The sequence below is a fragment of the Kitasatospora sp. NPDC004240 genome (assembly GCF_053603215.1).
Genome location: NZ_JBSGFD010000100.1, coordinates 1 through 19,168, shown reverse-complemented (window position 1 = coordinate 19,168; position 19,168 = coordinate 1). Strand labels below are relative to the sequence as shown.

General features: G+C 74.3%; 17 protein-coding genes. 9 read left to right on the top strand and 8 right to left on the bottom strand.

The window, feature by feature from the left end:
* Genes ACWEQL_RS25130 through ACWEQL_RS25110 form a run of 5 tightly spaced genes read left to right on the top strand, consistent with a single transcriptional unit; the run spans position 1 to position 5,429 of the window.
* Positions 1-1,329 (top strand): hypothetical protein, encoded by a 1,329-nt coding sequence (locus ACWEQL_RS25130; RefSeq protein ID WP_452152577.1) that lies wholly within the window; start codon positions 1-3, stop codon positions 1,327-1,329.
* Complete coding sequence (locus ACWEQL_RS25125) at positions 1,326-2,276, top strand: glycosyltransferase family 2 protein (protein ID WP_452152566.1); 951 nt, start codon at positions 1,326-1,328, stop codon at positions 2,274-2,276. Before ACWEQL_RS25130 ends, ACWEQL_RS25125 begins: the two co-directional genes overlap by 4 nt.
* A complete protein-coding gene (locus ACWEQL_RS25120; protein ID WP_452152565.1) occupies positions 2,273-3,541 on the top strand; it encodes a polysaccharide pyruvyl transferase family protein in 1,269 nt (422 codons plus the stop codon). The genes ACWEQL_RS25125 and ACWEQL_RS25120 overlap by 4 nt, the downstream gene beginning before the upstream one ends.
* On the top strand, positions 3,538-4,089 hold the full coding sequence (gene rfbC / locus ACWEQL_RS25115) for a dTDP-4-dehydrorhamnose 3,5-epimerase (RefSeq protein WP_452152564.1): 552 nt from the start codon (positions 3,538-3,540) through the stop codon (positions 4,087-4,089). The genes ACWEQL_RS25120 and rfbC overlap by 4 nt, the downstream gene beginning before the upstream one ends.
* 5 nt (positions 4,090-4,094) lie before the next feature.
* Positions 4,095-5,429, top strand: coding sequence for a glutamate-1-semialdehyde 2,1-aminomutase (locus ACWEQL_RS25110; RefSeq protein ID WP_452152563.1), 1,335 nt, complete (start codon positions 4,095-4,097; stop codon positions 5,427-5,429).
* Positions 5,430-5,463: 34 nt separating this feature from the next.
* Here ACWEQL_RS25110 and ACWEQL_RS25105 read toward each other — a convergent pair whose 3' ends face one another.
* Positions 5,464-6,177, bottom strand: a complete 714-nt coding sequence (locus tag ACWEQL_RS25105; RefSeq protein WP_452152576.1) for a phosphatase PAP2 family protein — start codon at positions 6,175-6,177, stop codon at positions 5,464-5,466.
* 375 nt (positions 6,178-6,552) lie between these two features.
* Between ACWEQL_RS25105 and ACWEQL_RS25100 the strand changes: the two genes are divergently transcribed.
* Positions 6,553-6,705: a hypothetical protein gene (locus ACWEQL_RS25100; protein ID WP_452152562.1), complete on the top strand. Its 153-nt coding sequence runs from the start codon at positions 6,553-6,555 to the stop codon at positions 6,703-6,705.
* Positions 6,706-6,870: 165 nt separating this feature from the next.
* Here ACWEQL_RS25100 and ACWEQL_RS25095 read toward each other — a convergent pair whose 3' ends face one another.
* The 7 genes from ACWEQL_RS25095 to ACWEQL_RS25065 all read right to left on the bottom strand — a co-directional run bounded on the left by ACWEQL_RS25095 (position 6,871) and on the right by ACWEQL_RS25065 (position 16,651).
* Positions 6,871-7,707, bottom strand: a complete 837-nt coding sequence (locus tag ACWEQL_RS25095; protein WP_452152561.1) for a hypothetical protein — start codon at positions 7,705-7,707, stop codon at positions 6,871-6,873.
* Positions 7,708-7,838: 131 nt separating this feature from the next.
* The gene (locus ACWEQL_RS25090; RefSeq protein ID WP_452152560.1) at positions 7,839-9,629 is read right to left on the bottom strand and encodes a serine/threonine-protein kinase; all 1,791 of its coding nucleotides are present in this window, start codon (positions 9,627-9,629) and stop codon (positions 7,839-7,841) included.
* Between the two features lie 197 nt (positions 9,630-9,826).
* A complete protein-coding gene (locus tag ACWEQL_RS25085) occupies positions 9,827-10,738 on the bottom strand; it encodes a carbohydrate ABC transporter permease (RefSeq protein ID WP_452152559.1) in 912 nt (303 codons plus the stop codon).
* Positions 10,735-12,045 (bottom strand): carbohydrate ABC transporter permease, encoded by a 1,311-nt coding sequence (locus ACWEQL_RS25080; protein WP_452152558.1) that lies wholly within the window; start codon positions 12,043-12,045, stop codon positions 10,735-10,737. The genes ACWEQL_RS25085 and ACWEQL_RS25080 overlap by 4 nt, the downstream gene beginning before the upstream one ends.
* 6 nt (positions 12,046-12,051) lie before the next feature.
* Positions 12,052-13,377: an ABC transporter substrate-binding protein gene (locus ACWEQL_RS25075; RefSeq protein ID WP_452152557.1), complete on the bottom strand. Its 1,326-nt coding sequence runs from the start codon at positions 13,375-13,377 to the stop codon at positions 12,052-12,054.
* 53 nt (positions 13,378-13,430) lie between these two features.
* The gene (locus tag ACWEQL_RS25070) at positions 13,431-15,158 is read right to left on the bottom strand and encodes a glycoside hydrolase family 13 protein (RefSeq protein WP_452152556.1); all 1,728 of its coding nucleotides are present in this window, start codon (positions 15,156-15,158) and stop codon (positions 13,431-13,433) included.
* A 185-nt stretch (positions 15,159-15,343) separates the two neighbouring features.
* Positions 15,344-16,651 carry an ABC transporter substrate-binding protein gene (locus ACWEQL_RS25065; RefSeq protein ID WP_452152555.1) on the bottom strand — a complete coding sequence of 436 codons (1,308 nt, stop codon included), beginning with the start codon at positions 16,649-16,651 and terminating at the stop codon, positions 15,344-15,346.
* 134 nt (positions 16,652-16,785) lie between these two features.
* Between ACWEQL_RS25065 and ACWEQL_RS25060 the strand changes: the two genes are divergently transcribed.
* The 3 genes from ACWEQL_RS25060 to ACWEQL_RS25050 are packed head-to-tail and all read left to right on the top strand — an operon-like array spanning position 16,786 to position 19,113.
* Positions 16,786-17,289 carry a PadR family transcriptional regulator gene (locus ACWEQL_RS25060; RefSeq protein ID WP_452152554.1) on the top strand — a complete coding sequence of 168 codons (504 nt, stop codon included), beginning with the start codon at positions 16,786-16,788 and terminating at the stop codon, positions 17,287-17,289.
* Entirely contained in the window at positions 17,286-18,053 is a 768-nt protein-coding gene (locus ACWEQL_RS25055) for an ABC transporter ATP-binding protein (protein WP_452152553.1), read from the top strand. The genes ACWEQL_RS25060 and ACWEQL_RS25055 overlap by 4 nt, the downstream gene beginning before the upstream one ends.
* Positions 18,054-18,057: 4 nt before the next feature.
* Positions 18,058-19,113 carry an FtsX-like permease family protein gene (locus tag ACWEQL_RS25050; RefSeq protein ID WP_452152552.1) on the top strand — a complete coding sequence of 352 codons (1,056 nt, stop codon included), beginning with the start codon at positions 18,058-18,060 and terminating at the stop codon, positions 19,111-19,113.
* Positions 19,114-19,168: the final 55 nt, after the last annotated feature.

Below are 19,168 nucleotides of genomic sequence, written 5' to 3'. Positions count from 1 at the left end.
ATGACCACCGGGGGGACGAGGACGACGACGGCGGACCCTCCGGGAGCGGCCCGCCGCAGCGCCCGGCGGGCCCTCGTCGGCCGGCTGTCCTGGGGCCTGGCCGACCAGGCGGCCTCCAGCGTGAGCAACTTCGTGGTGGGCGTCTACGTGGCCCGCTCGCTGGGGGTGACCGCGTTCGGCGTGTTCAGCCTGGCCTGGGTGACGTACGGCGTGCTGCTCAACGTCTCCCGCGGGCTGGCCACCGATCCGCTCGTGGTGCGTTTCAGCGGCGTGCCGGACGCGTCCTGGCGTGCGGCGGTGGCCCGGTCGACCGGTACCGCGCTGGGCGTCGGCGCGGTCGTCGGCGCGGTGAGCCTGGTGGCCGGGCTCGGCCTGGGGGGCACCGTCGGGTCCGCGTTCACCGCCCTCGGTGTGGTGGTGCCGGGGCTGCTGCTCCAGGACGCCTGGCGGTTCGCGTTCTTCGCCGCCGGCGCCGGGCGCAAGGCGTTCGTCAACGACGTCGTGTGGGGCGTGGCGCTCGTCCCCGCCATGGTCCTGGCGGCGCGGGCGGGCGGCGTGGCCGCCTTCGTGCTCGCCTGGGGCGCGTCCGCCACGGTGGCGGCGGGGTACGGCTACCTCCAGTCCGGCATCCGGCCCCGGCCGGCCGGGGCGCGCGGGTGGCTGCGCGAGCAGCGCGACCTCGGCTACCGCTACCTGGTCGAGAACGTCAGCCTCAGCGGCGCGAGCCAGCTGCGGGCGTACGGGCTGGGCGCGATCGTCGGGGTCGGCGCGGTGGGTGCGGTGCGGGGCGCCGAGCTGCTGATCGGCCCGTTCCTGGCGGTGCTCATGGGGCTCTCGCTGGTCACCGTCCCGGAGGCGGCCCGGGTGCTCCGGCAGGCCCCGCACCGGCTCGGCCGGTTCTGCCTGCTGCTGGGCGGGGGCCAGGCCACCGGCGCGCTGCTCTGGGGCGCGGCGCTGCTGCTGATGCCCGGCCGGCTCGGCGAGCTGGCGCTCGGCGGCGTCTGGCCCTCCGCCTCGGAGCTCATCGTGCCGATCGCCCTCGGCGTCGCGGGCGCGGGCCTCGGCACGGGCGCCGCGGCCGGGTTGCGCGCGCTCGGCGCGGCCCGGCGCAGTCTGCGCTGCCAGCTGTTCGCCTCCGCCTGCTACGCCGGCGGCGGGCTCGGCGGGGCGGTGGCCGGCGGCGCGGTCGGCTCGGCCTGGGGCGTCGCCGCCGCGACCGTCAGCGGCTCGGCCGTGTGGTGGCTGCACCTGCGGTCGGCCGTGCGCGAGCACCACGGCGCCCCCACCCCCGAAGTAGAGAACGGCGATCCCGAAGTGAGGACCTCATGACCGCCCGACCCAGGCTGAGCATCGGCCTGCCCGTGTACAACGGCGAGGAGTACCTCGCGGAGTCGCTCGAAGCCCTGCTCGGCCAGACGTACGAGGACTTCGAGCTGGTCGTCTCCGACAACGCCTCGACCGACGGGACGCAGGACATCTGCCGGCGGTACGCCGCGCGGGACTCGCGCATCCGCTACCTCCGGCTGCCCCGCAACATCGGGGCCACGCCGAACCACAACCACGTGCTCGCCGAGTCCCGCGGCGAGCTGTTCAAGTGGGCCTCGCACGACGACCTGTACGGCCGGGACCTGCTGCTGCGCTGCGTGGAGGCGCTGGACGAGCGGCCGGAGGTGATCCTCGCGCACGCCGACCAGGCGGTCATCGACGGCGACGGCCAGGTGAAGGTCCCGTACGAGTACGGGCTCGCCACCGCCTCGCCGCACGCGCCGGAGCGCTTCCGCAGCATGCTGTTCGAGCCCGGCGGCGACGACTTCTACGGGGTGATCCGGGCCGATGTGCTGCGCCGGGTGAAGCCGATGGACAGCTACCACCACGCGGACCGCACCTACGTCACCGAGATCGGCCTGCACGGGCCCTTCCACCAGGTGCCGGAGCTGCTGTACTTCCGCCGCGACCACCCCACCCGCGCCGAGCGGGCCAACCCCTCCAAGCGCTCCCGGTGCGTCAACCTGGACCCGCGCCGGGCGGGCCTGCTGCACCCGACGCCCCGGCTGCTCGCCGAGTACGTCTGGGGCTTCGTCTCGGCGATCGGGCGGGCGCCGATCTCCCCGGCCGACCGGCGCGCCTGCCGCCGGCACCTGGCCGCCTGGATGAGCAGCCGGGCCCGGCCGGGCGGCGGCGGCGAGCGGGTCGAGGACCGCGCGCCGGTCGACCCGGCCGCGCTCGGCGTCTGCGTCGACGCCCTGGTGGCCGGCCGCGAGGGGAGGCGGTCATGACGGCCGCGGACGGCGGGCCGGTGCGGGTCGGGGTGTTCGGGCTGCTCGGCTCCGGCAACCTCGGCAACGACGGGTCGCTGGAGGCCCTGCTCGGGTACCTGCGCAGGGAGCACCCGGAGGCGGTCGTGGACGCGCTGTGCGGTGGGCCCGAGGCCGTGACGGCCCGGTTCCGGATCCCCGCCACGCGGCTGCACTGGAACCGCGCCGAGTACCGGACCGCGTCGCGGGCGGGCGCGATCGCGGCGAAGGGCCTGGGCAAACTCGTCGACGCCGTCCGCACCGCCGCCTGGGTGCGCCGGCACGACGTGGTGATCGTGCCGGGCATGGGCGTCCTGGAGGCCACCCTGCCGCTGCGGCCGTGGGGCTTCCCGTACGCGCTGTTCCTGCTCTGCGCGAGCGGCCGGCTGCTGCGCACCCGGGTCGCGCTGGTCAGCGTCGGCGCCGCCTGGATCCGCGACCGGCCGACCCGGGCCCTGGTGCGGCGGTCGGCACGGCTGGCGGCCTACCGGTCGTACCGGGACGCCCCCTCCCGCGACGCGATGCGGGCGATGGGCGTGGACACCGGCCGTGACCAGGTCTACCCGGACCTCGCGTTCTCCCTGCCGGCGCCGCCGGCGGGCCCGCCCTCGGGCGCGCCGGGCACGGTCTGCGTCGGCGTCATGGACTTCCACGGCGGCAACGACGACCGCGCCCGGGCCGAGGAGATCCACCGGCGCTACCTCGACGGGACGATCCGGTTCGTCCGCGCGCTGGTCGAGGAGGGCAGGCCGGTGCGGCTGCTCACCGGCGACGCGTGCGACGCGTCGGTGGTCACCGCGGTCCTCGACGCGGTGGACTCGCCCCTGGTCACCGCCGCCGAACCGGCCTCGCTGGCCGACCTGATGACGGAGACGGCGGCCGCCGACAGCGTGGTGGCGGTCCGGTACCACAACCTGATCTGCGCGCTGAAGACCGGTACGCCGGTGCTCGCCCTCTGCTACGCGGCGAAGAGCGAGGCGCTCATGGCGGACATGGGCCTCGGCGAGTTCTGCCACCCGGCGCGCGAGGTCGACGCCGACCGGCTGCTGGAGCGGTTCCGGGAGCTGGAGAAGAGATCGGCGGAGCTGCGCCGGACCCTCGCCGAACGGAACCTGGCCGCCGCCCGGCGCCTGGAGCACCAGTTCGCCGCCCTGACCGCCGCCCTCTTCCCGGCGGCCGCCCATGGCCACGGCCACGCCGATGCCCAGAACCACGACCACGACCACGACCTGCGGAAGGCCACATGAAAGCGACCGAAGTCCCGGCGATCGCCGGTGCGTTCCTGTTCGAACCGACGCCGTACGCGGACGAGCGCGGCTTCTTCTGCCGCACCTTCGACGCCGACGTGGTCCGCTCGGTGGGCCTCGACCCGGACGCCTTCGTCCAGGACAGCGTGTCCCGCTCGGTCGGGGGCGTGCTGCGCGGCCTGCACCTGCGCTCCGGCGAGGGCGAGGCCAAGCTGGTGCGGTGCTCGTACGGAAGGGTCTTCGACGTCGTCGTGGACCTGCGGCCCGGCTCGCCGACCTACCGCAACCGGGCCTTCTTCGAGCTGTCCGGCGAGACGCAGACGACCCTCTACGTCCCGGCGGGGTGCGCGCACGGCTTCCAGGCGCTGACCGACGTCGCCGACGTCTCGTACCGGATCGACCGCCCGCACGATCCGGCCGAGGACGTCACGATCGCCCACGACGACCCGGAACTCGCCATCCCCTGGCCACTGCCGGTCACCTCGATGTCCGAGCGGGACCGCAAGGCCCCGGGCCTCGCCGAGGTCCTGCGCGACGGGGAGAGGTGAGCGGCGTGGGCGCCGAGGACGGCGAGGAGTTCCACCTGCCCCGGTCGCGGACGGCGAACGAGAGGCTGCACGCCCTGATCCCCGGGGGCGCGCACACCTACGCCAAGGGCGACGACCAGTACCCCGAGCACCTGGCCCCGGTCATCAGCCACGGCCGCGGCGCCCATGTGTGGGACGTCGACGGCAACCGCTACATCGAGTACGGCTCCGGCCTGCGGTCGGTCAGTCTCGGCCACGCCCACCCCCGGGTGCTGGAGGCGGTGCGGCGGGAGATCGACCGCGGGGGCAACTTCGTCCGGCCGTCCATCGTGGAGGTCGACGCCGCGGAACGCTTCCTGGCCACGGTGCCGACCGCCGAGATGGTGAAGTTCGCGAAGAACGGCTCCGACGCCACCACCGCCGCCGTACGGCTCGCCCGCGCCGTCACCGGGCGCGCGCGGGTGGCCGTCTGCGGCGACCACCCGTTCTTCTCCGTCGACGACTGGTTCATCGGCACCACGCCGATGTCCGCCGGCATCCCGGCCGCGACCACCGAGCTCACCGTGACGTTCCCGTACGGGGACCTGGCCGCCACGGAGGAACTGCTCACCCGGTACCGGGACGAGATCGCCTGCCTGGTCCTCGAACCCGCCGGCCACACCGAACCGCCGCCCGGGTACCTCGCCGGCCTGCGCGAGCTGGCCGACCGGCACGGCTGCGTCCTGGTCTTCGACGAGATGATCACCGGCTTCCGCTGGTCCGAGGCGGGCGCCCAGGGCCTGTACGGGGTGGTCCCCGACCTCTCCACGTTCGGCAAGGCGCTGGGGAACGGGTTCGCCGTCGCCGCGCTGGCCGGGCGCCGCGAGCTGATGGAGCGGGGCGGGCTGCGTCACTCCGGCGACCGGGTGTTCCTGCTGTCCACCACGCACGGCGCGGAGACGCACGCGCTGGCCGCCGCGATGGCCGTGCAGAGCGTCTACGTCGAGGAGGGCGTCACCGCCCGGCTGCACGCCCTCGGCGAGCGCCTGGCCGCCGGTGTCCGCGAGGTGGCCGCCGGCGCGGGCGTCGGCGACCACGTCGTCGTCCGGGGCCGGGCCAGCAACCTGGTCTTCGCCACCCTCGACGACGACCTGCAGCCCTCGCAGCCCTACCGCACCCTGTTCCTGCGCCAGCTCCTCGCGGGCGGGGTGCTGGCACCGTCGTTCGTGGTGAGCGGCGCGCTCGACGACGCCGACATCGACCACACCGTCGACGTGGTGGCCCGGGCGTGCGCCGTGTACCGGAAGGCGCTGGACGCCGGCGACCCGACCCCCTGGCTCGCCGGGCGGCCGGTGAAGCCCGTGTTCCGGCGCTTCGCCTGACGCCGGCGGCGCGTCCCGCCGACGTGACGCGACGTCAGCCGCGCTCCCGCCGGACGACGTCGGCGCTCCGGTCGACCAGCCACGCGGTCGCCGGCACCACGGCCAGCGCGGTGCAGCAGCCGCCGATGACGTCGGTCGGGTAGTGCGCGTCCAGGGCGACCTGGGCCCAGCCCATGGCGGCGCCGGCGACCAGCGCCGCGGCGGGCACGAACAGGGTGCCGACCGCCCTGCCGGGGCCGGGGCGGGGGCCGGGGCCGGGGTCTCCGCCGGGGCCGAGACCGTCTCGGTCCCGGCCCCGGCCCAGGGGCGCGAGCATCGCCACCACGAGGGCGAGCGCGGTCAGGAAGGCCGTGTGCCCGCTCGGGTAGGACAGCGACCCGTCGTGGATGGTGCGTCCCAGCAGGTGCTTGAGCAGTGTCGTCGTTCCCACGCTGAGGCCGACGGCGGCGACGAGGAACACCGCCGCACGAGGACGCCGGAGCACCAGACAGCCCGTCACCGCGACCGTGACCAGAATCGCGGCCCCCACCGGCTCCCCCAGGTAATCCAGCGCCAGGGCGACGGACCGCCACGACGGCCCCGCACCCTCCACGGCCGCCCGGATCCGGGTGTCCACCGTGCCGGGCCCGCTCTCGCCGGCGTTCAGGATCCCGAGCACGGCGACCACCGACGCGGCGAGGGCCGCGATCAGCCCGAGCCGCAGGCGCAGCCACGGGGGCAGCACCGCGGGCTCCGGCCGGCCGGTCACCCGCCCACCGCGCCCTCCGGCATCGCCCTTCACCGGCACCGGCCGCTGTTCCGACGTCCGCTCAGGCTCCACCTCTGCAGGCATGGGCCGAGTATCCCAGCGGCCCGCCGGCGCCGGCGGCCGTTCGGGGAGAACGGCTCCCCGACCCCCACGACTCCCCGGGCCGGGACCGGCGCCGGTCGACGGACGGCCACATCCGGCACACCCTGCGCTCACCCATCGAAGGGCCTTTGAACAACAGGACAACAACCCGCTACGGCCATTAATTGACAGGCAAAGGTCGAATGATGGTGTAGAATCATAGGCGTAAGGGAGGCCTTGGGGCTGATGCTGAAGCCATCGGCAGGCCGACCGCAGGCAGGGGGAACGACCGCCATGAACTACCACCTCGACACCGCGCGCGCCATCATCAACGAGCGGATGCGGGAGGCCGAGCAGCACCGCCTCGCCCACGCGCTGTACCTGAAGAACCGCGCCGAGGCCAAGACCCGGCGGGCCCGCCTGCTCCTCGCCCGCCTCGGTGTGTGAGCACCGCCCCGGCGGCCCGTCACCCGCGGCGTGACGGCCTGACCACCGGCCTGCTCCCAGGGCGCTGACCTGGGAGCAGGCGAACGGAAGCCGCCGCGAGAGCGGCACGCTCCCCGACGCGTACCACCCGAGCCGTCCGGCCGCGACCTCCGTCCGGCCCCGGTCTCAGGCCGGGTAGGTGATCGAGCCCAGCGGCGGGCAGGGGAGCAGCGTGGTACCGACGCCGGGGCGTTCGACGAAGGCCCGCGCCTCGGCGGCCCGTTGGCGCCGCTCGTCCCACTCGTCGGCGCGCCAGGCGTCGCGCCTGGCCTGCGGGTAGTCCCAGGTGTCGTCGATGAGACCGAGGCTGGTGTTGCCGGAGCTCCGCTGGAACTCCGCCTTCAGAGCGGCCTGTTGGAGCGCGGTCTGGGTCGCGGCGAGATCGATGCGGGTGATCAGGACGCCGGGGGTATGCGGTTCGCGGGTGGGCATGGGGGCCTGCGGGAGCGTCGACACCCCGGTGTCGAGGCGGCCGATGTTGTCGACGGTCGCGTCTTGGGCCTCCCGCGTCATGATCCGTATCTCCTGGTGCAGCCAGAAGAACTCGTCGAGGTCCGCCTCGGTGACGCGCATCCGCCGGTACAGCGCCTGGAAGCGCGGATCGCGGTGCAGCGGACGGATGGGGGCGACGTGGAGCGCCACGCAGTCGTTGTAGCCGGCGCTCACCGCGGCGTCGAGATGGAAGATCGCCTGGTCCGCCCGCCCGCGTGCGACGGCCATGCCGCCGAGGCCCGAATGGCCCGCCGCGACGAGGAAGGCGCCGTCGGGGCCGAGCGCCGTGGCGCGGGTGATGATGTCGCGCAGACCCGCGGCGACGTCGATGCCCCGCGGGGCCCCGAGGAACGTACGCAGGAGCGAGGAGGCGGCGCCCGGCGCCGGAGCCGCCGTGCCGGGGCCGTTGGTCAGGAGTGACACCAGCAGTTCGTGAACACGGGCGACCAGCGAGTTGACGGTGTCGGCCATGGATCTCCTCGGATGTCGGTGCGGCGGGGGGAGGCGTGCCTGTTTCGTGTACTCCCCGTGAAGATGACGGGTGGTCAGGGGTGATCGGTTCCTGCCGGTCCGCGACGCCGCACCCCTATTGCCGGTCGGTCTCAGTCCTTCTTCTGCAGCACCATGTACTGGTCCGGCTTGAGCAGGTCCATGCTGTAGTGGAGCGTGCCGTCCACCACCGTGATCAGGCGGTAGAGCGACCCGCCGGAGATGCACTGCTCGTCGTTCGAGGAGCCGGTCTGCCGCGACGCGTACGAGACCCGGCTCTCGCTGGCGTCGGTGAGCGTCCACGCGCCTTCGCACCAGATGCCGGTGTTGGGCGTCTCGGCGCGGATCCTGCTCTTCTCCTCGCTCCGCGCCGACTGGACGATGGTGAGGGTGACGGTGGTGACGTCCCCGTTGGCGGCCTTCTTCTCGCCGACCCACGTCCCGAGGTACTTCGCGGGGACGATGCCCGCGGCCGTGGGGGCCGCGCCGGGCGCGGTGCCGGCGTCGGCCGGACCACTGCTCCCCGGGGCCGGGGCGCTCGGCCCGGCGGCCTGCCCGGCGCTCTTCCCGTCGTCGCCCCTCAGCCGCTCGACCAGCAGGTATCCGCCGCCGAGCAGCAGGACCACGGCCAGTACGGCCGCCAGCGCACCGTACCCCCGCCGGCCGCGCGGCTGCGGCGGGTACGGACCGTAGCCCGGCACCGTGACCGGTGCCGACGGCATCGGGCCCGGGGCGGGGAGCGGCGTCGACGCGTACGGCCCGACCGGCCCGACCGGCCCGGCGGTCGGCGGGCCGAAGCCCGGCGGGATCGACGGCGGCCCGAACCCGGACGCACCGGGCCCGGAGTGCACGCCGGACGTACCGCCGCCGCCCGGTACGGCCTTCGCCACCTCGGCCGCCCGCGCCGCCCGCGCCGCCTCGGCGACCGTCCGGCCCCCGGTGGAAGCCCCGGTCCCGGCCGCCGCCACCGGCGCCGCCGCCACGCCCCCCGCGTCCCGCTCCCCCTCCAGGTCCAGCAGTTGTACGGCGCTGCGCCCGACCGCCGCCGCGAGCGCCGGCGGCAGCCAGTCCCCGTGCCCCAGCCGGGCGGCGGCCGCGCCGTCGGCGTCCAGCCGTTCCCGCAGCTGACCGGGGGTCGGGCGGGCGGACGGGTCCTTGGCCAGGCAGGCGCGGACGATGGCGTCCAGCGGGCCGTCCAGCCCGGAGAGGTCGGGCTCCTCGTGCAGCACCCGGTAGAGCAGGACGGGCGCGCTCACCCCGGAGCCGAACGGCATCGTGCCCGTCGCCGCGTACGCGAGCACCGCGCCGAGCGAGAAGACGTCGCTGGCCGGCCCGGCGGACAGCCCGTTCGCCTGCTCCGGCGACATGAAGCCCGGCGAGCCGAACACCTGGCCGGACTGGGTGAGCACCGTGCCGGAGTCCAGTGCGCGGGCGATGCCGAAGTCGATCAGCCGCGGCCCGTCCAGGGTCAGCAGCACGTTCGACGGCTTGACGTCCCGGTGCACGAGCCCGAGGCCGTGCACATGGGCGAGCGCCTCGGCGAGGCCGACGCCGAGGGTCCGCACGGCCGGCTCGGGCAGCGGCCCGAACTCGTGCACGGCGGCGGTGAGCGCGGGCCCGGCGACGTAGCCGGTGGCCACCCAGAGGTGCCCGCCCTCGGTGTCCGCGTCCAGGACGGGCGCCGTCCAGGTACCGCCCACCCGCCGGGCGGCCGCCACCTCCTGACGGAACCGGGCCCGGAACTCGGGGTCCCCGCCCAGGTCCCGGCGGACCACCTTGACGGCGACGGTCCGCCCGCCCCCGGTCCGGCCGAGGTAGACCCGGCCCATCCCGCCCGCCCCGAGCTGCCGCAGCAGCCGGTACTCGCCCAGCTGCCGCGGATCGTCCGCTTCCAACGGCTGCATGCTCCCACGCTCCCCTCGACGCCCCGGCGCGGCCGTCCCCACCTCGCGCGTCCCGAGCAGACGCTATCGGTCCGGGGACCACCCGTGGAACGGGATCACGATCACGGGATCACGATCACGGAGCCGCCCGTCGGATGATCGCAGATCGCCCCCGGCCCGTGTCGACCCGGCGTCAGCCCACCGTCGCCCCACCGGTGTCACTTCACGGATCCGGCCATCGCCCCCTGGACGAAGAACCGCTGGAAGCAGAGGAACACCCCCACCGGAACGAGCAGGGACAGGAACGCGCCGGGCGCGAGGATGTCCATGTTGCTGCCGAACTGCCGCATCTGGGACTGCAGGTAGACGGTCAGCGGCTGCGACTCGTTGCCGGCGAAGATCAGCGCGACCAGCATGTCGTTCCAGACCCAGAGGAACTGGAAGATGCACAGCGAGGCGACGGCCGGCGCGGCGAGCGGCAGCGCGAGGGTGCGGAAGATCCGCCACTCCCCGCAGCCGTCCATCCGGGCCGCCTCCAGGAGTTCCGCGGGGATGTCCAGGAAGTGGTTGCGCATCAGGAACACGGCGAACGGCAGCCCGTAGCCCACGTGGAACAGGACCACACCGGGGATGGTGCCGAACAGGCCGAGGGCGCCCTCCAGTTTGGCGACCGGGATGAGGCCGACCTGCACCGGGACGACCAGCAGTCCGACCACGACGAGGAAGAGGGCGTCCCGGCCGGGGAAGCGCATCCAGGCGAAGGCGTAGCCGGCGCCCGCGGCGAGCGCGACGGTCAGCAGGGTCGCCGGGACGCTGATGAGTACGGTGTTCCACAGCGCCTCGGGCACGTCGCCGCCGCCGAGCAGCGCGGTGTAGTTCTGCAGGGTGAGCTGGGCGGGCTCGGTCAGCGCCGTCCACCAGCCGCCGGTGGCGGCGAGCTGCTTGGGCCGCAGCGAGGAGATCAGCAGGCCGACGGTGGGCACCAGCCAGGCGACGGCGGCCACGGTCAGCACGGCCTGGACGACGCCGTTGCGGGTGAGGGCGGCGAGCCTGCTGACGAGCGGTACGGCGGGCCGGCCGGCGGGCGCGGGGGTGGTGGGGGCGGCCGGGGCCGTCCGGGTGGTGGTCATGAGCGGCTCCCTCGGAAGCGTCGGACGTTGAGGAGCATCACCGGGACGACCAGGAGCAGCAGCAGGACGCTGAGTGCGCTGCCGAGGCCCTGGTCGTTGCCGCCGCCGAAGGAGACCAGGTAGAGCCGGAGCGCGAGCACGCTGGCGTCCTGCTGCACCGGCCCGGGCGCGATGATGTACACGAGGTCGAAGATCTTCATCACGTTGATGACCATCGTGATGAACACGACGCCGAGGACCGGGGCGAGTTGGGGCACGGTGATGCGGCGGAATATCTGCCACTCGCCGGCGCCGTCGATCCTGGCCGCCTCGATGGTCTCGCGGGGCAGGTTGGCCAGTCCCCCGGCGATGATGACCATGGCGAAGCCGGCCCAGATCCAGGTGTAGGCGCCGATGATGGCGGGGGTGATGAACGCCGGCCCGAGCCAGTCGACGCCGCGGTAGGGGGCGGCGAAGTCGGCCGCGGGCAGCACCACCGAGGTGGTGGCGGACGGGGCGGCGGCGAACCGGAAGGTGCCGTCGTCGGCGGTGGTCGTGGTGGCGATCGTCCGGTCGCCGTCCCGGAGTTGGACCTCGATCCCGGGCAGGCCCTTCTTCCCGGCGTCCAGTTGCCCGGGCCGGCCGCCCCCGCCGGGCACGAAGTCCAGGAAGACCGTGCCGCCGACCCCGTCGCCGACGGCCGGCTCCCGGGCCGTACGGGCGGTGGCCGGGAGCGTGCCGGGCTGCACGCCGACCAGCGGCACCAGCACGACGCGCGTGGCGGCCGGCGCCCTGACGTCGCCCCCGGCCTGGTCGAGGCCGCCGTCGGGGCGCGGCCGGGCGCCCGGGTAGGTCGGCCGGTCGTTGAAGGTGTCGTGGACGGCGACCGCGGCGGCGTTGAGCACACCGCGCTGCGGGTCCGCGTCGTACACCGTGCGGAAGATGATCCCGGCGGCGAGGAAGGAGATCGCCATCGGCATGAAGACGAGCAGCTTGAACGCGGTGGCCCAGCGGATCTTCTCGGTCAGCACCGCGAACACCAGGCCGACCGCCGTCACCAGCGCCGGGGCGACGGCGACCCAGATCGCGTTGTTGCGCACGGCGGTGAGGGTGGCGTCGTCGGTGAAGGCGGCGCCGTAGTTGTCGAGCCCGACGAAGCGGTCGCCGGAGGCGTCGAAGAGGCTGCGCGCCACCGAGTAGCCGATGGGGTAGACGACGAGGGCGCCGAGCAGCAGCAGGGTGGGCAGGACGAACAGCAGGGCGAGGCCCCGGTGGCGCCGGGCGGCGCCACCGGAGGCCCGGCCCCTGCGGGATGAGCGCAGAGACATGGTGGATCAGCCCTTGTAGGCCTTGGCCGCGTCGGCTTCGAGCCTGGCCGCGGCGCCCTGGACGTCGGAGGGGTTGGCGAGGAAGTCCTGGAGGTCCTTCCACTCGCCCTGGCCCGCGGTGCCGCCGAACGCGGCGGGGGCCTGGTCCGACATGTCGAAGCGGAAGGCGTCGCCGGCGTCGATGACCGACTTGGCGAACTGCCGGGTGGTGTCGTCGGGGTAGACGGCGAGGTCGACCGTCCTGTTGGGCGAGATGAAGCCGCCGGCCTTGGCCCAGACGGCAGCGGCCTCGGGGCCGGCCAGGAACTCGACGAACTTCTGCGCGGCCTCGGCGTGCTTGGCCCCCTTGAGGATGACGGCCGCGTCGCCGCCGCCCACCACCGGGGCCTTGCCGCCGTCCACGGCGGGGAAGGGGAACACCTTGGCGTCGGTGCCGACCTTCTTCTTCAGCTCGGAGGCGATGACGCCGCCGACGAAGTCGCCCTCGTAGGTCATGGCGGCCTTGGGCTGCGCGCCGAAGACCTGCTGGACGGAGGTGGGGAAGTCGGTCTGGAGGGCGCCCTGCCCGCCGCCCGCGACGAGCTGGCGGTCGCCGAAGACCTTGCCGAGCGTGGTCAGGGCCTTGATGACGGACGGGTCGGTCCACGGGATCTCGTGCCGGGTGAGCTTGTCGTAGAGCTCGGGCCCGGCCTGGGAGAGGTAGACGTTCTCGAACCAGTCGGTCAGCGGCCAGCCGGCCTGGCCGGCGACCGAGAAGGCCGGGGTGCCGGAGTCGGAGAGCGTCCGGGCGACCTTGAGCAGCTCCTCGAAGGTGGCCGGGGGCTGGACGCCGGCGTTCTGGAAGGCGGTGGGGCTGTACCAGACGGTCGACTTGTCGGAGGCCTTGAAGTAGAGGCCGTACTGGGTGCCGTTGACGGTGCCGAGGCCGGACCACACACCGGCGTAGTTCTTCTTGGCGATGTCGGTGACGGCGGGCGGGAGCGGCGCCAGCCAGCCCTTGTCGGCGAACTGCTTGATCACGCCGGGCTGGGCGACCATGACCACGTCCATGGGGTCACCGCCCTCGATCTTGCTGCCGACCACGGTGGAGAGGTTGTCACCGGTGGAGGTGTAGCTGACGGTGGCGCCGGTCTTCGCGGTGAAGGCGTCCAGCACCTTCTTGAAGCTCTCCTGCTCGGCGCCGCTCCAGACGGCGGCGACGGTCAGGGTCTGCCCCTTGAGTTCCTGGGTGGCGGAGTCGGCGGCGGTGCCGCCGCCGCTGCCGCAGGCGGTCGCGGTGGCGGCCAGGACGACGGAGGCGGCCAGGGCGGGGAGCATGCTGCGGAGTCTCATCGTCGGGTCTTCCTTCGTGAGGCGGGTGGGAGGGTTCACGGGATGATCGATCGTCAGATCTCGATGGACGGAAGGGACTTGATCCACCAGGCGGCGGTGCCGGGCGGCAGGAGGCCGTCCTCGCACGGGCCGCTGGCGAGCAGGGGAGGACCGGCGACCGGGGCGGGCGCGGGGGTGTCGCCGAAGTTGACGGCGCACACCAGGCCCTCGCCGCGGACGAAGGCGAGGACCCCGGGCGGGGTCTCCAGCCATCGCAGCGCGCCCTCGCCGAGCTGCGGGAGTTCACGGCGCAGCTGGAGGGCGGTGCGGTACAGGTGGAACACGGATCCGGCGTCGGCCCGCTGACGCTCGGCGGTGTGGGCGGCGAACGCGGCCGGCTGCGGCAGCCAGGGGGCGGCCGGGCTGTCCGGCGGGCTGAAGCCGAACGGGGCCTCGGCGCCCGACCAGGGCAGTGGGATCCGGCAGCCGTCGCGGATCCCGGTCCGGCTGCCGGTGCGGTGGAAGATCGGGTCGGTGATCGACTCGGATGGCAGGTCGAGGACTTCGGGGAGTCCGAGTTCCTCGCCCTGGTAGATGTAGGCGGCGCCGGGGAGCGCCAGCATCAGCAGGGCGGCGGCCCTGGCCCGGGAGGGGCCCGAGGCGGGGTCCTCCCCCGCGAAGCGGCTCACCGTACGGACCTGGTCGTGGTTGTTGAGCACCCAGGTGACCGTGGATCCGGTGGCAGCGATGTCCCGTACGGCGTCGTCGATGACCCGGTGGAAGTGGGCGAGGTCCCAGGGCGCGTGCAGCAGGTGGAAGAAGAAGGCCTGGTGCAGTTCGTCGGGGCGCACGTACAGGGCCTGCTCCGCCGGCGTGGGCACCGAGGCCTCGCCGACCAGCAGCCGCTGGCGGCCGTCGCGGGCGGTGTACTCCTCGCAGACCGCGCGCCACCGGCGCCAGACGCCGTGCACCTCGGGCTGGTTCCAGGCCAGCGGGTTGACCGAGTCGCGGGTGCGTTCGTCGGCGTCCGGGTCGGGTGAGTCCGGCAGGTCGGGGTGCTTGTACAGCCCGGCCGCCACGTCGATCCGGAAGCCGTCGACGCCGCGGTCCAGCCAGAACCGCAGCACCTCCTCGAAGTGGGCGGCGATGTCGGGGTCGCGCCAGTTGAAGTCCGGCTGCTCCGGGGTGAACAGGTGCAGGTACCACTGACCGGGCCGGCCGTCGGCCTCGGTGACCCTGGTCCAGGCCGGGCCGCCGAACATGGCCCGCCAGTTGTTGGGGGGCAGTGCCCCGTCCTCGCCGCGCCCGTCGGCGAAGTGGAACCGCGCCCGCTCGGGGCTACCGGGGCCGTTGGCCAGGGCCTTGCGGAACCACGGGTGCGCGCTGGAGCAGTGGTTGGGGACGACGTCCAGCACCAGCTTGAGGCCGAGCAGCCGGCAGTCCGTCACCAGGCGGTCGAACTCGGCGAGGTCGCCGTAGACGGGGTCGACGGCGCAGTGGTCGGCGATGTCGTAGCCGTGGTCGTGCTGGGGCGAGACGTAGAACGGGTTGAGCCAGACGCCGTCGGCGCCCAGCTGCCGCACGTGGTGCAGCTGTTCCCGGACGCCGGCGAGGTCGCCGACGCCGTCGCCGTCGGTGTCGCGGAAGCTGCGCACGTAGATCTGGTAGATCACGGCGTCCCGCCACCAGGCACGGACGGCGCCGGCGGCGTGGGTGCCGGCGGGGGCGTGGGTGCCGGCGGGGGCGTGGGGACGGGCGTGCGGAATGGGGGCCGCGTCGCCGTCGGGGAGGGTGTGAGGCATCTCGCTACTCCAACGGTTATGCATTCGCGTTAGGTATAGCAGGCAGAGATGGCCGCTGTTAAGCCCTTGTTAGGCAAGGATTTCCAGGAGCTACGAGGAGACACCTCGGCTCGGAGATAGATACATGTTAGGTACCGGCGGGTAGGGGCCGGGCAGAGAGGGCCGACCGGCCCCGCGAGGTCGGCTCAGCCGACGATGGCGCGCAGCTCCTCGGCCAGCCGGGGCAGCGCCGCCTCCGCGGTCCGACGGCCCGACACGACCTCGAACGCCGTCTCGCTGAACGCGAGACTCAGCTGCTGGTACTGCGGCACACCGGGGCGCGCCCCGGCCGCCAGGATCGCCGTGCGCAGCACGGGCAGGTAGGGGAACCGGGCCGTCAGCTCCGGATCGGCGTAGAGGTCGGCCCAGACCGGCGGCAGTCCGCCCTCGGCCAGCACGCGGTACTGCGCCCGCCGGCCCGTCAGGTGGGCGATCAGTGCCCGCGCGGTGCGCTGGTGCCGGGAGAACCGGCTGACCGCCAGCCCCGAGCCGCCCAGCACACCGCTGCCGGGCCCGTGCGGGCCGGGCAGCGGCACCACGCCGAACCGCCCCTGGACGGGAGAGCCCGCGGCGCCCACCGCGTGGTAGACGTACGGCCAGTTGCGCAGGAAGAGCAGACCGCCGCGCCCGAAGGCCGCCCGGGACTCCTCCTCCTGGTAGCCGAGCACCTCCGGCGGGATCCAGCCCTCGCGCACGCCGCCGGCCAGGAACTCCAGCCCGGCCCTGGCCTGCGGGCTGTCGACGACCACCGCGCCGTCGGCGGACAGCAGGTCCCCGCCGGCCGAGCGGATCGCCTCCAGCGCGTTGACGGCGAGGCCCTCGTACGGGCTCAGCTGGCCCGCGTACCCGGACAGCCCGTGCGCGGGCGCCAGCGTCCTCGCCTGCCGCGCCAGTTCGTCCCAGGTGGTGGGCGGCCGCTCACCGGCGGCGGCCAGCACGTCGCTGCGGTAGTACAGCAGCGCGGCGTTGGCGACGAACGGCACCGCGTGCAGCCGCCCGTCGTAGCGGCCGGCCTTGACGACCGGCGGCAGGAAGCTGTCCAGCGCGAAGTCCGACTCGTCCAGCGGCACCGTCCAGCGGCGGGCCGCGAACTCGGCCGTCCACACCACGTCGAGGTTGAGCACGTCGAACCGGCCGCCGCCGGCCGCCGACTCCCCGGCGAGCTGGGCGTGCACCTCGTCCGCCGCCTCGGGCAGCTCGACCAGCTCGGCGGGCTGGTCCGGGTGCTCGGCGTTCCAGTCGGCCAGCAGCCCGCGCAGGTAGTGGGTGGTGTCCCGTCCGGTGGCCAGCGTGACCGGCCCGACGCCGTCCGGGTCGCCCGCCGCCTCCGAGCGTCCGGCCAGGCCGTACCAGGCGGACGCGCCCCCGGCCGCGAGCACCGCCGCCCCGCCCGCCAGCGCGCGCGTCACACGCCGACGGCTCAGGACGGGCCCGGTGGGCGGCCGGTTTTCCATGGAGCTCCTTCGGTCGGCCGGCGCGGGCGGGCGTCGACGCACGTCCCTTTATACGGCCTCCCTGCTCGGGGGCACCCACCTGCCCGTACTGTGTGACCGAGGTGTAACCAGCGAAGAGGAAGAGGTGACGCCCGGTGCGCCATCAGCTGCTGGCGCTGCTGGCCCGGCAGCCCGCCTACGGGTACGAGCTCAAGCAGGGTCTTGAGCAGACCTTCGGCGCGGCGTACCCTCAGCCGAACATCGGCCAGATCTACGTGACCCTGAGCCGACTGGAGAAGTCCGGCCTGATCCGCGGCACCGAGGTGACGCAGGAGGGCAGGCCGGACAAGAAGGTCTACGAGATCACGGAGAAGGGCACCGAGGAACTCGCCGGCTGGTTCGAGGCCCCGACCGAGGGGCCGCGGGTCAGGGACGAGTTCTTCATGAAGCTCGTCCTGGCCGACGGCACCGACCTCGCCGACCAGCTGACACTGATCAACAACCAGCGCCGGCACTGCATCAACATGATGCGCGGACTCAACAAACTGGCCGCCACCGAGCGCGGCAACCGGACCTCGCTGCTGCTGATCGAGGGCGCCGTCCTGCACCTGCAGGCCGACCTCGACTGGCTGGAGCGTTGCCAGGAGGAGCTCACATGACCGGCGCGGAGCCGACCACGCCGCCGCTGCTGGCCGCCGACGCCCTGGTGCGCTCGCACCTGAGCGGCTCGACCCTGATACCCGCGGTCCGCGGCGTCAGTCTGCGGATCGACCGGGGCGAGTTCGTCGCCGTCACCGGCCCCTCGGGCGCGGGCAAGTCCACCCTGCTGCACCTCCTCGGCGGTCTGCTGCGGCCCGACGAGGGCGAGCTGCGGCTCGACGGCCGCCGGGTGGACCGCCTGCGGGAGTCCGCCTGGGCCCGGCTGCGCCGCCGCCGGTACGGCATCGTCTTCCAGAGCGGCAACCTGCTCCCCGACTTCTCCGTCGCCGACAACATCGAACTGGCCGCGCTGCTCGCCGGCGTGTCCGGCCGCACCGCCCGCGAACGCCGCCGGGAACTCCTGGAGGACCTCGGCCTCGCGCACAAGGCCGCCGCCGGGCCCGGGGAACTCTCCGGCGGCGAGCGCCAGCGGGTCGCCCTGGCCCGCGCGCTGGTGAACCGGCCGCAGCTGCTCCTCGCCGACGAGCCGACCGGGAACCTCGACAGCCGCAGCACCCGCGACGTCCTCGCCCTGCTCAGCCGCTACCACGAGCAGGGCACCACCATCGTGCTGGTCACCCACGACGCCCGCGCGGCGAGCACCGCCGACCGGGTCGTCAGCCTCTTCGACGGCCGGATCGCCGACGACGCCCGGGTGGAGGAGCCCCCGGCCGCCTGGCGCAGCGCCAACGGGGTCCGCGACGTCATCGACTTCGGCGGGTGAGCCGGTGCGCGCACTCCTCCGCTGGATCCGGGCCGACCTGCGCTCGCACCGCCTCCACGCCCTGCTGATCGTCCTCGCCACCGGCGGCACCGTCGCCGCGCTGCTGCTCGCCGGCGCGCTCCTCGGCGTCGCCGCCGACCCGTGGCAGCGGCAGTTCCGGGACGCCGGATCGCCCCACGTCCGGATCGACCTCCGGCCGTCCGCGTCCGCCGCGGGCGACGGCGACGAGCCGTCCGCCGCCGTACTCGCCCGCGAACCCGGCGTCCTCGCGGTGTCACCGCCCCAGCACACGGCCGAGACCACACTCATCGGGCCGCGCGCGGCCGACCGCACCACGCTCGTGCTGCGCGCGGACACCCCCGGGGCGGCCCGCCCGTCGCTGCGGTCCGGGACCTGGCTCGACCCCGGCGACGCCCACGGCGTCGTGCTGGAGGAGTCCGCGGCCGAGGCCGCCTGGGCCCGCCCCGGTGACGTCCTGACCGTCCTCGACAGCCACGGCGCGCCCGTCGAACTGCGCGTCCTCGGCATCGCGGACAGCCCCGACCAGCTCCCCGCCCCGGCTGCGGGCCACGACCTCGGCTGGGGCCCGCCCGCCACCCTCGACCTGGTCCAGCCGGACCGCGCGGCGCACGGCCTCACCGTCGGCCTGCGGCTGGCCCACCCCGACGACGCCGGGTACACCGCCCAGCGGGTGGTCAGCATCCTCGGGGCCGACCGGGTCTCCCGGATCACCACCTGGCTGGACGCCCGGGCCGCGCGGCAGCAGGACGACCGGCTGGCCGGCCTGCTGCTCGGACTCAGCGGGCTGGCCGCGCTGCTCTCGGCCGCCCTCGCGGTGGCCGGCGCGGCCGGCGCCCGGATCAGGGCCAGGACCGGCGACATCGCCCTGCTCAAGGCGCTCGGCTTCACCGCCGGCCAGGTCGCCCGGATGTTCGTCGCCGAACAGCTGCTGCTGGCCGGCACCGGGGTCCTGCTCGGCGCCGGCGGAGCCGCGATCGCCGCGCACGCCGTCCCGGCCCTCGGTGGCGGGACGGACGTGCTCCACCGGCTCGTCCCCTGAACGGAATTCCACACTGATGAACTCAATTACAACCGGAGACAATTTCTTATGCGGT

Excerpts from the sequence above, each read along its gene's own strand:
- ACWEQL_RS25130 (WP_452152577.1), top strand. The coding sequence starts at position 1 with ATGACCACCGGGGGGACGAGGACGACGACGGCGGACCCTCCGGGAGCG.
- ACWEQL_RS25125 (WP_452152566.1), top strand. The coding sequence starts at position 1,326 with ATGACCGCCCGACCCAGGCTGAGCATCGGCCTGCCCGTGTACAACGGC.
- ACWEQL_RS25120 (WP_452152565.1), top strand. The coding sequence starts at position 2,273 with ATGACGGCCGCGGACGGCGGGCCGGTGCGGGTCGGGGTGTTCGGGCTG.
- rfbC (WP_452152564.1), top strand. The coding sequence starts at position 3,538 with ATGAAAGCGACCGAAGTCCCGGCGATCGCCGGTGCGTTCCTGTTCGAA.
- ACWEQL_RS25100 (WP_452152562.1), top strand. The coding sequence starts at position 6,553 with ATGAACTACCACCTCGACACCGCGCGCGCCATCATCAACGAGCGGATG.
- ACWEQL_RS25095 (WP_452152561.1), bottom strand. The coding sequence starts at position 7,707 with ATGGCCGACACCGTCAACTCGCTGGTCGCCCGTGTTCACGAACTGCTG.
- ACWEQL_RS25090 (WP_452152560.1), bottom strand. The coding sequence starts at position 9,629 with ATGCAGCCGTTGGAAGCGGACGATCCGCGGCAGCTGGGCGAGTACCGG.
- ACWEQL_RS25085 (WP_452152559.1), bottom strand. The coding sequence starts at position 10,738 with ATGACCACCACCCGGACGGCCCCGGCCGCCCCCACCACCCCCGCGCCC.
- ACWEQL_RS25080 (WP_452152558.1), bottom strand. The coding sequence starts at position 12,045 with ATGTCTCTGCGCTCATCCCGCAGGGGCCGGGCCTCCGGTGGCGCCGCC.
- ACWEQL_RS25075 (WP_452152557.1), bottom strand. The coding sequence starts at position 13,377 with ATGAGACTCCGCAGCATGCTCCCCGCCCTGGCCGCCTCCGTCGTCCTG.
- ACWEQL_RS25070 (WP_452152556.1), bottom strand. The coding sequence starts at position 15,158 with ATGCCTCACACCCTCCCCGACGGCGACGCGGCCCCCATTCCGCACGCC.
- ACWEQL_RS25065 (WP_452152555.1), bottom strand. The coding sequence starts at position 16,651 with ATGGAAAACCGGCCGCCCACCGGGCCCGTCCTGAGCCGTCGGCGTGTG.
- ACWEQL_RS25055 (WP_452152553.1), top strand. The coding sequence starts at position 17,286 with ATGACCGGCGCGGAGCCGACCACGCCGCCGCTGCTGGCCGCCGACGCC.